The 13,710-nt window shown below is 70.5% G+C and carries 10 protein-coding genes and 2 pseudogenes; 7 read left to right on the forward strand and 5 right to left on the reverse strand.

Annotated features, from left to right (window positions below; all coding sequences use genetic code 11):
* Window positions 1-418: 418 nt before the first annotated feature.
* A pseudogene (locus ACWDO5_RS02210) lies at window positions 419-869 on the forward strand (substrate-binding domain-containing protein); the annotation flags it as partial.
* A gap of 30 nt (window positions 870-899) precedes the next feature.
* On the opposite strand, the gene ACWDO5_RS02215 reads toward ACWDO5_RS02210, so the two are convergent.
* Complete coding sequence (locus ACWDO5_RS02215) at window positions 900-2,300, reverse strand: OFA family MFS transporter (RefSeq protein WP_450527627.1); 1,401 nt, start codon at window positions 2,298-2,300, stop codon at window positions 900-902.
* Between the two features lie 425 nt (window positions 2,301-2,725).
* On the opposite strand from ACWDO5_RS02215, the pseudogene ACWDO5_RS02220 reads away from it, so the two are divergent.
* Window positions 2,726-3,324: pseudogene (locus tag ACWDO5_RS02220) on the forward strand (sugar ABC transporter substrate-binding protein); the annotation flags it as partial.
* Window positions 3,325-3,388: 64 nt separating this feature from the next.
* On the opposite strand, the gene hemQ reads toward ACWDO5_RS02220, so the two are convergent.
* Complete coding sequence (hemQ, locus tag ACWDO5_RS02225) at window positions 3,389-4,108, reverse strand: hydrogen peroxide-dependent heme synthase (protein ID WP_450527629.1); 720 nt, start codon at window positions 4,106-4,108, stop codon at window positions 3,389-3,391.
* Window positions 4,109-4,112: 4 nt separating this feature from the next.
* Window positions 4,113-5,534: a protoporphyrinogen oxidase gene (gene hemG, locus ACWDO5_RS02230; protein WP_450527631.1), complete on the reverse strand. Its 1,422-nt coding sequence runs from the start codon at window positions 5,532-5,534 to the stop codon at window positions 4,113-4,115.
* 130 nt (window positions 5,535-5,664) lie between these two features.
* Here hemG and ACWDO5_RS02235 point away from each other — a divergent pair, with 130 nt between their 5' ends.
* On the forward strand, window positions 5,665-6,624 hold the full coding sequence (locus tag ACWDO5_RS02235; protein WP_450527632.1) for a DUF4349 domain-containing protein: 960 nt from the start codon (window positions 5,665-5,667) through the stop codon (window positions 6,622-6,624).
* Window positions 6,625-6,652: 28 nt separating this feature from the next.
* Window positions 6,653-8,035 (forward strand): FAD-dependent oxidoreductase, encoded by a 1,383-nt coding sequence (locus ACWDO5_RS02240; protein WP_450527633.1) that lies wholly within the window; start codon window positions 6,653-6,655, stop codon window positions 8,033-8,035.
* A 42-nt stretch (window positions 8,036-8,077) separates the two neighbouring features.
* Here ACWDO5_RS02240 and ACWDO5_RS02245 read toward each other — a convergent pair whose 3' ends face one another.
* Window positions 8,078-9,217, reverse strand: a complete 1,140-nt coding sequence (locus ACWDO5_RS02245) for an acyltransferase family protein (protein WP_450527787.1) — start codon at window positions 9,215-9,217, stop codon at window positions 8,078-8,080.
* Window positions 9,218-9,235: 18 nt separating this feature from the next.
* Complete coding sequence (hemE, locus tag ACWDO5_RS02250; RefSeq protein WP_450527789.1) at window positions 9,236-10,243, reverse strand: uroporphyrinogen decarboxylase; 1,008 nt, start codon at window positions 10,241-10,243, stop codon at window positions 9,236-9,238.
* A gap of 197 nt (window positions 10,244-10,440) precedes the next feature.
* On the opposite strand from hemE, the gene ACWDO5_RS02255 reads away from it, so the two are divergent.
* The 3 genes from ACWDO5_RS02255 (at window position 10,441) to ACWDO5_RS02265 (ending at window position 13,665) form a co-directional block, all read left to right on the forward strand.
* Window positions 10,441-11,112 (forward strand): DUF3000 domain-containing protein, encoded by a 672-nt coding sequence (locus ACWDO5_RS02255; protein WP_450527635.1) that lies wholly within the window; start codon window positions 10,441-10,443, stop codon window positions 11,110-11,112.
* Window positions 11,113-11,649: 537 nt separating this feature from the next.
* A complete protein-coding gene (locus tag ACWDO5_RS02260; RefSeq protein WP_450527637.1) occupies window positions 11,650-12,312 on the forward strand; it encodes a LuxR C-terminal-related transcriptional regulator in 663 nt (220 codons plus the stop codon).
* A gap of 78 nt (window positions 12,313-12,390) precedes the next feature.
* Complete coding sequence (locus ACWDO5_RS02265) at window positions 12,391-13,665, forward strand: HRDC domain-containing protein (protein WP_450527639.1); 1,275 nt, start codon at window positions 12,391-12,393, stop codon at window positions 13,663-13,665.
* The last annotated feature ends 45 nt before the right edge of the window (window positions 13,666-13,710 follow it).

A 13,710-nucleotide genomic window follows, 5' to 3' on the forward strand; every position in this document is an offset into this window, starting at 1 on the left:
CTCGACCCCCTTGGGGAGTACGGGCGTCAGCGCGTCCACGAGTTCCTGCTGGCTGCCGCCGACGGTCTCGACGCTGCGTGGGCTGCAGCTGTACGAGACGGTTCGCGCGGCGGGTCAGGCCGAACTCGTCGCCCAGCACGCCACTGTTCGGACGCCGCGACGAGGCCGTCGAGGACACGGCCACAGCGTGCGCCCAGATGATCGACGCCGAGCCGGCCACGGCCCAGGCCGGCGGGCCCGCCTTGCCGGGCTGCTCGCTCAGCTGATCGCAGAGAAGCGAGCACAACCCGGGCCGGACCTCACGTCCTGGGGTGAGCGGTCGACTACGCCTCCCAGGCGGACGGCGTGCTGTCGGTCCGACGACTGATCCACGGGCACCGGCTCATGTGCCACGCCCGTGACCAGCATGGCTGGACGCTCTTCACGGACGGCGGTGCGTCTTCTGCTCGGCCTCGCCGCGCCCGGATCGCCTTCCTAGGCGCCCGTACGCACACCGCCAACCGGCCCGCGCATCTCCGACTCCGGGGCCGGCGCGAGGAATTGACGGCCACCGGGGTCGCGGGCCCGACGCGGTTTTCGCGTACAACGACCCGTCGCGATCGGTGCGATGCGGGTGCTGCACGAGCGGTGCCTGCGGGTGCCGTGGGGCGTGGCGGTCGTTGGGTTCGACGACATCGCCGAGGGGCGGTACGGGGCCGTCACGCTCACCACGGACTCCCCCGACAAGCGGTCGATCGCGCGGCTCGCGGTCGAGTCGGTGATCAGCCGCTTGCGGGGGGCCGGGACCGCTCCGGCCGGAGCCGGAGCGGTCGTGAACTCACCGCGGACATCTCCTGATGGAGCGGGAGATCACCGTGGGGCGACGGTGAGTCCGCGGTGGTTCGCCTGGGTGTGGTGGATCAGGTCTGCTGGGGGCTCGTCTTCAGCGGTGTACGGAGCCCCTTGCGCTCGCCCCGTGGCTGGCCCGGGTTGCGCAGGAGAAGTGCGAGAGCGGCGGCCACGAGCGAGATGCCGCCGGCGAGGATGTAGGCGCCGCTGTATCCCCAGGCCCCAACCGCCATGGACCCGAGACCGCCGCCGAACAGGCCGCTGATGACCTTGCCGCTGTAGGCGATGCCGTAATTGGTGGCGTTGTTGTTCTCACCAAAGTAGTCCGGCGTCAGGGAGGCGAACATCGGGTAGAAGGCGCCGCCACCGAATCCCGAGAAGAACGCGAACAGCAGGAACATCCCCTCGTTGCCGTTGTTTCCCGCCCACAGCACGCCGAACTGCGAGAAGCCGAGGACCAGGATCACGAAGATCAGGGAGATCTTGCGGCCCCAGATGTCGGAGAGCCACCCGACGACGCCACGGCCGACCCCGTTGACGATCGCCAGGATGCCGGCCGACTGGGCCGCGACGAGCGGGCCGAATCCGACGTCCTTGGCGAACGGGACCTGGAAGGAGATGCCGAAGATCGAGACGCCTGCGGTGAGCACCAACAGAAGCCAAATCAGCGGGAGTTGACCGGTCTTGATGGCTTCCATCGGGGTGTACTGCTTCGACGCCGGCGGGTTCTTGGCCAGGCTCCGTGCGGACTTGGCGTTGGCCTTCTGCGCCTCCAGCGGGTCGACGCTCTCCGGCCACCAGTTCTTGGGTGGGTCCTTGAAGAACCAGCCGCAGACGCCGATCGCGACCAGGGCGTAGAGCCCGATCAGATCGAGCACCGTCTGGTAATTGCTGGTGTCGAAGGCGAAGTTGAAGATGAAGATGAAAGGAACGGAGCCGTAGGCGAATCCGCCGTTGACGAATCCGGTTTTGCCGCCCCGCTTCTCCGGATACCACTTTCCCACCATGTTGATACAGGTGGAGTAGACCAAGCCGGAGCCTACGCCTCCGAAGAGACCGAATCCGGTGATCGCCATCCACACGTTGTCGAAGTGGGATATGGAAAGGAAGCCCACCAACGCGAGCCCGGAGCCGACGAGCATCGCCCCGCGGGCGCTGAGGATTCCCTTCTCCCGCATCCAGCCCGTCGGAAAGGACACGCCCGCCTGGAAGAAGGTCCAGACGCTGAGGATCCAGAAGGTGTTGCTCTGGGTCCAACCGTGGGCCGCCGAGAGGGTGTCCTCGGCCGACCCATATGCGTACTCGAAAACGCTGATGGCCATCATCGCGACCCACGGCAGCCACACCATGAGGCGCCGCGAGTGCCCAAGAATCTCCCGGTCGCTCTCGCCCACGCGATAGATACGGCCCTTACTGTCAGTCACTTCTCGGTAGGCGGCCGTCGCCGCATACCGTTGCGCCTCAGTACTCATGTCGTCCTCTCAAGCTCGGCGCAAACCCGGTCGGCGCCCCCCTGAACGGCGCGTTCGGGCATGACGAAGTCCGCCCTCCTCACGGTCAGTTGACGTACGCCCCGGCTGGTCCCACACCGGAGGTGACGGACTGTATACAGTCTACGAATACTGTATTTGGCATGTATCCCTCAGTTGATCGTCGGTGTCCAGAGCCCGGTCAGCACTTTGCGCAACGCTTGCCGAGCCATAACGGAGTCATGGCACCCGCGATACGCGGCTTGACCAACCAGCCATGAGAGGCGCCGCGAGAAGCCATGAAACGGAGGGTCTACTGCGCCCTTCCAACGATGTAAGAAGTGCGTGCTCCGGAACGACGAGTGACGGCACGAGCCCATCTCCCACGCGAGCCGGAGCACTGGGCGCCGCCGGCTGAGCGCCTGGGGGACGACGGCACCAAGAACCAGGACACCGGGAAGGGCGGCGACTCGGGACAGGTCGTCGCCACGCCGTCCCCCGGGGACCAGAAGACCTGCACCGTCGACCAGTTCGGCGGCGAGACGCTCGATCTGAAGAGCGCCACGGTCGGCTTCTCGCAGTCCGAGAAGGAGGCCAACGCCTTGTATCAGCGATGTCCAGGATCTGTTCGCCAAGGGCGCCGACCTGCTGGTGACAGCCCCGCTCAACTCCGACGGCTGGGGCCCTGCGCCGCGGATCAGATGATCGAGGCGACCGGCGGCAAGGGAGAGGTCGCCATTCTGCTCGGCGCCGCCGGAAACAATGTCACCACCGAGCGCGCCAAGGGCTTCAAGGACCGGATCAAGGTCAAGGCCCCCGATCTGCAGTGGTGTTCGAGCAGACGGGTGAGTTCGCCCGCGAGAAGGGCCGGCAGATCACCGAGCAGCTCATCCAGTCGAATCCCGGCATCGACGGAATCTGCGCCGAGAACGACGAGATGGGCCTCGGCGCCGTCAACGCCCTGAAGGGCACGGGCAAGAAGGGCCGGAGCCGGGCCGGAGCCGTCAGGATCGCGACGGTCGACGGGCTGCCCGCCCGTCGAGTACGAAGGTGCGGAGCCGCCCCCTTTTCACGAGTTACGCGAGCCCTCGTTACGCGAGCCCCGCCACCAGCTCCGCGACCGACTTGCGGCGGCCCGTGTAGAACGGGACCTCTTCGCGGACGTACATACGCGCCTCGGAGGCGCGCAGATGACGCATCAGGTCGACGATGCGGTACAGCTCGTCGGCCTCGAAGGCGAGCAGCCACTCGTAGTCGCCGAGCGAGAACGACGCCACCGTGTTGGCACGCACGTCCGGGTAGCCGCGGGCCATCTTGCCGTGGTCGGCGAGCATCCGGCGGCGGTCCTCGTCGGGCAGCAGGTACCAGTCGTAGGAGCGCACGAAGGGGTAGACCGAGACATAGTTGCGCGGCGTCTCGTCGGCCAGGAAGGCAGGGATGTGCGACTTGTTGAACTCGGCCGGGCGGTGCAGCGCCATGTTCGACCAGACCGGCTCCAGCGCGCGGCCGAGCCTGGTGCGGCGGAAGAGGTTGTACGCCTCCTGCAGCTCGTCCGCGGTCTCGGCGTGCCACCAGATCATGACGTCGGCGTCCGCGCGGAGCCCGGACACGTCGTACGTGCCGCGCACGGTGACATCCTTGGCGGCGAGCTGGTCGAACAGCTCCTGGACCTCGTCGGCGTAGCCGGAACGGTCCGCGTCACTGGGGAGCACATCGCGCAGCTTGAAGACGGACCACAGCGTGTACCGGATGACCTCGTTGAGGTCCTTGGCCTTCTTGCCTGCGTTCGGAATCTTTTCGGGCGCACTCATAGGGCTATTCTGCCGCGCCACGATCAGTGCCCCGCGCCAGGGTGGGCGTGGCGAGGATCTCGTCGGCGGCGCGCTGGGCGCCGGCGATACAGGCGGGGATGCCGACGCCGTCGTACGCCGCCCCGCAGACCCTCAGGCCGGCCAGTTTGGCGACCTCGTCGCGGATCCGGGCGACCCGCGCGAGATGCCCGACGGGGTACTGCGGCAGTCCGCCGATCCAGCGGGTCACCTCGGTGGCGACGGGCCTGGCCGCGAGTCCGGTGGCCGCGCCGAGGTCGCGCAGGGATACGTCGACGAGCTCGGTGTCCTCGCGGTGCAGGTGTTCCTCCTCGCCGTAGCGACCGATCGAGGTACGCAGCAGGAAGAGGTCGGAGGAACCCTTGTCGACCCAGCCCCACTTGCGGGTGGAGAAGGTGGACGCCTTGATGGTGCGGCCGTCCACGGGCGGCACCAGGAAGCCACTGCCTTCCGGCATGCCGGCCACGTCCGTACGCCGGAAGGCCATGGTGACCAGCGCCATCGAGGCGTACTCGACCCGGCCGAGCTCCGCGGCGGCGGCCGGGGACTCGGCAGCGAGCAGCGCGGACGCGGACCAGGCGGGGGTCGCGAGCACCACGCCGTCGGCGGCGATGACGCGCTGGTCGGTGCGGATCTGCCAGCCTTCGGCACTACGGGTCAGCCCGAGGACGGGCGTCTCCATGAGGATCTCGCCGCCCCGGTCGCGTACGGCGTCGGCGACGGCGCGCGGCAGCTGACCCACACCGCCCTCGATGCCCATGAAGACCGGCCCGGCGGCCTGCTGCCCGGCGGCCGTGGCCTGGATGTCGCGTACGGCTGCCAGCAGCGAGTCATGGGTCTTCGCCGCCTCGAAGAGCTGGGGGACGGCAGCGCGCATCGAGATGCGGTACGCGTCGCCCGCGTACACCCCGCCGAGCAGCGGCTCCACCAGCCGGTCCACGACCTCGCGGCCGAGGCGCTCGGCGACGTACGCTCCGACCGCGACATCGTCGCCGAGCTCTGCGGGCGCGAGGTCCCGCTCTTGTTCGATACGGGCGATGCCCTGCGCCGACAGCAGTCCCGCGAGCGCCGCCGGGTCGCCCGGCACGCCCATCACATGGCCCTTGGGCATCGGGCGCAGCGCATCGCGCGTCCACAGGGACGCGGAGGCGGTGGCGGGCGGCTGGAGCCGGTCGGCGAGGCCGACGGCGCGGGCCAGTTCGACCGCCTCGGGGCGGCGGGCGAGCATCGACTCGGCGCCGAAATCGACGGGGGCGCCCTCGATCTCGCCCGCCCGGAGCTTGCCGCCGAGCCGCCTGGTGGCCTCCAGGAGCGTGACGCGCACGCCGGAGCCGAGCAGCCGGTGCGCGGCGGCGAGACCGGCGATGCCACCTCCGATGACGACGACATGACCCGTACGTGTGTCCATGTCCCCCACTCTCTCAAATCCCTTACCGAGTCCTGACCGTGACCGCTTCGGAACCGGAGAAGGGCAACCCGCACCGCGGCCCCGTCCGTCGAACCAGCAACACTCACTACCAGTCCCTGGGGGGGCCGATATGCGTGCACGTCGTACGGTCGCGGCACTGTTTCTCACCGCTTCACTCGCGCTTGCCGGATGCAGTGGAGTCGCTTCCGAATCCGGCGCAGACGACAAGGCGCAGAGCGCCGCGAAACCCGCGTTGCAGGACGGCGGGGCCGGCGCGGGCTACGGCTCCGACCGGCAGTCGTCCGGCGCAGAGCAGACGAAGCCGAAAGGTCCTATCGCCCTGGCGCCGACCCACATCATCCGCACCGCGGAGCTCGCCGTGGAGGTCAAGGACGCCCCGAAGGCCCTCGCCTCGGCCCGCGGGAGCGCTGCGAGCGCCGGCGGGCATGTCTCCAACGAGAGCACCGAGCGGATCGACGACACCCATGTGACCTCGCGCGTCGTGTTGCGCGTCCCGCAGGAGAAGTACGACGCGGTCCTGGCCGAGCTGGCGGGCGCCGGAAAGCTGCTCTCCCGCAAGGCCGACGCCAAGGACGTCACCGACCAGGTCGTCGACGTGGAGAGCCGCATCGCAACGCAGCGGGCGAGCGTCGCACGCGTACGGGCGCTGATGGACCGGGCCGAAAAACTCAGCGACGTGGTCACGCTGGAGGGTCAACTGAGCAGCCGTCAGGCCCAGTTGGAGTCGCTGCTCGCGCAGCAGGCCGCGCTCAAGGACCGTACGACGCTGGCGACCATCACCTTGGTCCTCTCCGAGAAGGAGGACAAGGGGCAGAAGAAGGAGGACGACGACCCGGGCTTCCTGGACGCGCTCGGCGGCGGCTGGGACGCGCTCGTTGCGACGGGCCGGTGGATCGCGGTGGTGGCGGGCGCGGTGGCCCCGTTCGCCGCGGTTCTTGTTGTGCTGTACGCGCTGTGGCGCTGGGTGCTGCGGCCGCGGCTCGCCAAGCGGCCCGTGGCTGAGCCCGCGGTGTCCGCGCCCGAGCCCGCGGCCGGCCCCGCCCCCGCCCCCGCCCCGGGTCAGGACTGAACGGCCCTCGCGCCGTAGCGTGTTCCCCATGGCAGTGGAGCGGCTGGTAGTCATCGGGGGCGATGCGGCGGGCATGTCCGCCGCATCGCAGGCACGCAGGCTCAAGGGCCCGGACGAGCTGGAGATCGTCGCGTTCGAGCGCGGCCACTTCAGCTCGTTCTCGGCGTGCGGGATTCCGTACTGGGTCGGCGGTGATGTGCCCGAGCGCGACGACCTGATCGCCCGCACGCCGGCCGAGCACCGCGAGCGCGGCATCGAGCTGCGGATGCGTACGGAGGTGACGGAGATCGACGCCCCGGGCGGGCGGGTGCGCTCCCGTGATCTTCAGACCGGCGCCAAGTCGTGGACGGGCTTCGACAAGCTGGTGATAGCGACCGGCGCACGCCCGGTCCGGCCGCCGCTGCCGGGCATCGACACGCCGGGCGTGCACGGCGTGCAGACCCTCGACGACGGCCAGGCCCTGCTGGACACCCTCGCGCGCACCAGCGGGCGGCGCGCGGTCGTCATGGGCGCCGGCTACATCGGTGTCGAGATGGCGGAGGCGATGCTGAAGCGCGGCTACGAGGTGACGGTCCTCAACCGCGGCGAGCGGCCGATGGCCACTCTCGACCCCGACATGGGCCGCCTGGTCCACGAGGCGATGGACTCGATCGGCATCACGACGGTGAACGGCGCCGGGGTCACCAAGATCCTCACGGGCGGAGACGGCCGGGTCCGCGCCGTCGCCACCGAGAACGCGGAGTACCCGGCGGACGTGGTGGTCCTCGGCATCGGCGTCGAGCCGGAGACCACCCTCGCCCGCACCGCGGGTCTGCCGCTCGGTGCGTACGGCGGGCTGCTCACCGATCTCGCGATGCGGGTGCGCGGCTACGAGAACATCTGGGCCGGCGGCGACTGTGTGGAGGTTCTCGACCTCGTCTCGGGCCGCGAGCGCCATATCGCGCTGGGCACGCACGCCAACAAGCACGGCCAGGTCATCGGCGCGAACGCCGGCGGCGGGTACGCGACCTTCCCCGGCGTCGTCGGCACGGCGGTCAGCAAGGTGTGCGATCTGGAGATCGCCCGAACCGGTCTGCGGGAGAAGGACGCCCGCGCGGTCGGCCTGCAGTACGTCACGAGCACGATCGAGTCGACGAACAGCGCCGGGTACTACCCCGACTCCTCGCTGATGACGGTGAAGATGCTCGCGGAACGCCGTACGGGCCGGCTCCTCGGCGTCCAGATCGTCGGCCGCGAAGGCGCGGCCAAGCGCGTCGACATCGCGGCCGTCGCCCTGACCGCGGGGATGACGGTGGAGCAGATGACGGCCCTGGATCTTGGCTACGCCCCGCCGTTCTCCCCGGTCTGGGACCCGGTGCTGGTGGCGGCGCGAAAGGCGACGACAGCAGTCCGCGAGGCGGGTTCCCTGTAGAGGCCCTACGAGGCATCCGCCGGCGCCGCACCCGCTTCCCGATCAGCGCCCGGCGGGGCCCCGCCGCCTCTCGCCGCGCGCGGCCGCCTCGGACAGCGCGCCGGAGAGCCGGGGGCGCAGCAGGCGGCCCACCGGTCGTTCGATCAGCCTGTGCACCAGCCAGGAGGCCACCAGCATGCCGCCGGTCACCAGCGCGAGCACGGTGTACGGCGGCAGCCGGTCTCCGAGCGCTCCGATGAGCTCCCAGCCGATGTACTGGTGCAGCAGGTAGAGCGGGTAGGTGAGCGCCCCGGCGTACGGGAGCCAGCGCCACTTCATCCAGCCCAGCTTCCCGGTCGCGACCAGGGCCATCGCCCCGAAGCAGACGGCAAGGACGGCGACGACCGGCCAGAAGGGGATGCTCTGCTTGAAGTAGCCGAGGCTTCGGCTCCAGGTGTCGTGCGCGGAGGGCAAAGCCGCTCCGAAGCACACCAGCACAACGCCGGTGAGCATCAGGTTGGGCCGGAAGCGGTACATCAGGAAGAAGGCCATTCCGGCGATGAAGTACCAGCAGTAGTTCGGCATGATCAGCAACTGGAGCGCCGAATCGCCGGACTTGGCGAAGAGCATGCCCGCCGCGGCCCAGACGCAGCAGAAGGCCAGCACGCGTCGGTAGGTCAGGCCCCGCCACGCAATGAGCGCGAACAGGAGATAGAAGCGCAGCTCGGCGAAGAGCGTCCAGTACACCCCGTCGACCTTGCCGACGCCGAGCGGCTCCTGAAGCATGGTGAGGTTGGTCAGCACGTCCGCCACGGGCAGCGAATCCTGGCCACCCGGTACGAGCAGCAGTACGGCGGTGGTGGCCAGGACGGCGAACCAGTACGCGGGGTACAGCCGGCTCACCCGGGAGACGAAGAAGTCCCCCAGCGACCTGCCCCAACAGCTCATACAGATGACGAAGCCGCTCATCAGGAAGAAGAACTCCACGCCCAGCCAGCCGTAGGCGGTGAAGGGGAACGCGGCAGGGAAGATCGCTTCCCCGCGGTTCGTCCACCCTCCGTAGAGCGCCATGTAGTGGTAGGCCACCACCATCAGCGCGGCCAGCAGCCGCAGGCCGTCCAGTGCGGATATCCGGCCTACGCGAGGGGGCGTCGTGGTGGGCGTCGGCGCCGCCCGCACACGCGGCAGCGTCGGGTCCTGCACAAGCAAGGGTTCTCCCCCTCAGAGCGCGGTCCGCGTGTGCACATACTCCACGAGACGGGTCAGGGTGTCCGGGTCGGTCGTCGGAAGCACGCCGTGGCCCAGGTTGAACACATGGCCCTCCAGGCCCGCGGCGGCGTCCAGCACCTCGCGGGTCTTGGCCTCGACCGCCTCCCGCGTGGAGAACAGGACGGCCGGGTCGAGGTTGCCCTGGAGCGCCTTGCCCGGGCCGACGCGGCGTGCGGCCTCGTCCAGCGGCACCCGCCAGTCGACGCCGACGACGTCCGCGCCCGCCTCGCCCATCAGGCCGAGGAGTTCGCCGGTGCCGACGCCGAAGTGGATGCGCGGCAGCTCGTACGAGGCCACCGCGTCGAGGACCTTGGCGGAGGCCGGCATCACGGAGCGCCGGTAGTCGGCGGGGGCGAGCGCGCCCACCCACGAGTCGAAGAGCTGCACCGCTGAGGCGCCGGCCTCGATCTGCACCTTGAGGAAGGCCGAGGTGATCTCCGCGAGCCGGTCGAGCAGGTCGGCCCACAGCTGCGGGTCGCCGTACATCAGGGCCTTGGTGTGCTCGTGGTTGCGCGAGGGGCCGCCCTCGACGAGGTAGCTCGCGAGGGTGAAGGGCGCGCCGGCGAATCCGATGAGCGGGGTGGCCCCGAGCTCGCCGGTGAGCAGCCCGATCGCCTCGGTGACGTACCAGACGTCCTCGGGCGTGAGGTCGCGCAGCCGTGCCAGATCGGCGCGGGTGCGGATCGGCTCGGCGACGACCGGGCCGACGCCCGGCTTGATGTCGAGGTCGAGGCCGATGGCCTTGAGCGGCACGACGATGTCGCTGAAGTAGATCGCCGCGTCGACCTTGTGGCGGCGTACCGGCTGCAGCGTGATCTCGGCGACGAGTTCCGGCCGCATGCACGACTCGAGCATGCCGATGCCCTCGCGGACCTTGAGGTACTCGGGCAGCGAGCGCCCCGCCTGACGCATGAACCAGACCGGCGTGTGCGGCACCGGCTCACGCCTGCACGCCTTCAGAAAGGCTGATTCTTCGACAGCGTGTGTTTTCGTCGGCCGGCCCGAGGATGGGGTATCCCCGGCTCGGGCCGAGCCTCGAGCGAAGGGAAGGTCATTGGCACTCACGCCCAGAATCTTCGCACGTACACCTGAAGTGGCCGCTCCGGGCCGGGTGTCCCTCCCTGCGCGAAGCCCCCGTTCCGCCTACTCTTCCCCGCATGGCTGCGGCTCAGGGACATTTTTCCGATCATTCCAAAAGCGCTGACGATGCGGACAGCGCGGAGGGGAATGCTGTCCCGCGCGCGTTCCGGCTGGCGGTCGACGCGCTGCGGGCCGCGCGGCTGCGCCCCGAGATCGAATTGGACCCGACGCGCCCGCCGCAGCGGCTCGCGCCGCATGCCTACGCGCTGGAGGCGGCGGTCGTCGACGGCGACGACGACCTGGCGGACGGCCGCCTGGTGCTGCTGCACGATCCGGCCGGTCATGACGCCTGGCAGGGCACCTTCCGGCTCGTGACGCTGGTACGCGCCGAGCTGGAGCCGGAGATGGCGGCCGATCCGCTCCTTCCCGAGGTCTGCTGGTCGTGGCTGACGGGCGCGCTGGAGGCGCGCGGGCTCTCGTACGGGGAGGCGAGCGGGACCGTCACCCGCGCGGGCTCTCACTATTTCGGTGGACTCTCCGGGCGGCACCCGGCGACGCAGATCGAGATCCGGGCGTCGTGGACACCGCGCGAGGGTCTGGACGGGGTTCCGGACTCGGCGGCACACCTCGCGGCCTGGTGCGATCTGCTCTGCCAGGTCGCCGGGCTGCCGCCGTCGCCGGCCGGTCCGGTGGACGCGGCGACGGGCGTGGTCTCGCTCCCACAGCGGCGCGGCCCGCAGCAGCCCTGACGCCGCGCGGGGGCGGCGCACGGGAGACTGAGCCCGGCAGGTGCTCGGAGCCGCAGCGGGGAAACCCGGCGCGGGACGTGCACGAAGGCTGACGCCCGGGACGTGCACGAAGGAACGCGCCGGGACCGCGGCCGGGAAAAGCGCGGGACGCGCCGGGCGGCTGACGGCGGATCATGCCCGAAGTCGCAGCCGAGAGACCGACGCGCCGACACGCCAGGGGCCCCGGCCCGGCAGACCGAGCGCGGACGTGCTCGGTCTGCCACCGAGGGACTGACGCGCGCACGCGCCAGGGAACCCGGGGCGGGCGAGTGAGCGTGGGACGAATCGGGGCCCGCGCCCGGAGGCGCAAGCGGACGGTTCGTTCTTAGGATGATCGATCACCCGTCCGAATTGCCCCAATTGTTACTAACCAAATCGTGATCATTCTCTAAAGGCGGACGGGTTCGGTGCCGAAGAGGTCTGTGACCCTAACTGCACGGCCCACCCCGGCTTCTTCCCCCCGAGCCGGCTCCGTCCCGCACCTTCCCAGGAGGCCTGGTGTCCGTTCTTCTCGAGCAGCCCGCAAGCCTGGTCGCCTACCGCCCGAACAAGCCGACGGCCATGGTCGTCGTGGCCGACCCGCGCGTCCGCTCCACCGTCACCCGCCACCTGTGGGCCCTCGGAGTGCGTGACGTCATCGAGGCGTCGTCCATCGCGGAGGCCCGTCCCCGCGTCGGCAACCCGCGCGACATCTGCGTTGCCGACGTCCACCTGCCCGATGGTTCCGGGCTGACCCTCCTGTCCGAGACCCGAGCCGCGGGCTGGCCCAATGGCCTCGCCCTCTCCGCCGCCGACGACATCGGCGCCGTGCGCAACGCCCTCGCGGGCGGCGTCAAGGGCTACGTCGTCACCGGCACACGTAACAACATCGGGCACCCGACCCGACCCGGCGCCGCCCCCATCGGCGCCGTGGCCGGCCGGATGCACCGCCGCCCCCCGGGCGCCCCGAGCCACCCGGGCGGCTACCGCGAGCTCTCCGGCCGTGAGGTCGAGGTGCTCCGCCTGGTCGCGGAAGGCCAGTCGAACAAGGCGATCGGCGTCTCGATGGGCCTGTCCGCGCTGACCGTCAAGAGCCACCTCGCCCGTATCGCGCGCAAGCTGGGCACGGGCGACCGGGCCGGAATGGTGGCCGTCGCCCTGCGGACCGGCATCATCCACTGACCGCTGTACATATCCTTCGCGCCCGTCGACGGAACGTTCCGTCGACGGGCGCTCTCAGTTGACGGATACCCTTGACACGTGACCGACGCCCAAGAGACCGCAGCAGAGACCGCACTGCGAACCACCGGGGGCGCTCCCCCGGACGACGTCGAACCGGCGCCGATTCCCTTGCTGGAGCCCCGTGAAGGCATTCCGCCCGTGGTCGCCGACGAGGCGGCACTCGCCGAAGTGATCGCCGCGTTCGCCAGGGGATCCGGCCCTGTCGCCGTGGACGCCGAGCGCGCGTCCGGCTACCGCTACGGGCAGCGGGCCTATCTCGTACAGCTGCGCCGCGAAGGCGCGGGCAGCGCGCTGATCGATCCGGTCGGCTGCCCCGACCTCTCCGAGCTCGGCGAGGTCCTGGCCGGTACGGCGTGGATTCTGCACGCGGCCACCCAGGATCTCCCCTGCCTGCGCGAAATAGGCATGATCCCGACCCGGCTCTTCGACACGGAGCTCGCCGGGCGGCTCGCGGGCTTCCCGCGGGTCGGCCTTGGCGCGATGGTCGAGTCCGTCCTCGGCTACGCGCTGGAGAAGGGCCACTCGGCGGTGGACTGGTCGACCCGTCCGCTGCCCGAGCCGTGGCTGCGCTATGCCGCGCTCGATGTGGAGCTGCTGGTCGATCTGCGCGACGCGCTGGAGAAGGAGCTGGACCGCCAGGGCAAGCTGGAGTGGGCCTTGCAGGAGTTCGAGTCGATCGCGTCGGCTCCGCCCGCTCCCCCGCGCAAGGACCCCTGGCGTCGCACGTCCGGGATGCACAAGGTGCGCCGCCGCCGTCAGATGGCGGTCGTACGGGAGCTGTGGACGGCCCGCGACAAGGTGGCGCAGCGGCGCGATGTGTCGCCGGGCAAGGTGCTGAGCGACTCGGCGATCATCGAGGCGGCGCTCGCCGTGCCGGCGAATGTGCAGGCGCTGACCGCACTGCCCGGGTTCGGCCACCGGATGGGACGGCGGCAGCTGGAGCAGTGGCAGGCGGCCGTCGACCGGGCCAAGGCACTGCCCGACGCCGAGCTCCCGCAGCCGGGCCAGGCGCTGAACGGCCCGCCGCCGCCGCGTTCATGGGCGGACAAGGACCCGGAGGCCGCGGCCCGGCTCTCCGCGGCGCGTGCGGCGGTCTCGGCGCTCGCGGAGGAGCTCAATCTGCCGCAGGAGAACCTGATCACCCCGGACACGGTCCGCCGGGTCTGCTGGGAGCCGCCGGCCGAGCCCACGGTGGCCGCGGTGGCCGAGGCGCTGGCCGGGCACGGAGCACGCCCCTGGCAGATCGAGCAGGTGGCGCCGCTGCTGACGAGCGCGCTGACTGCGACGGCCTGACGCCCGCGGCGGGCCTGTTCCCCTGCCCGCCCCTTTTCGACTGTG

This window comes from Streptomyces sp. NPDC000880, from assembly GCF_053599675.1.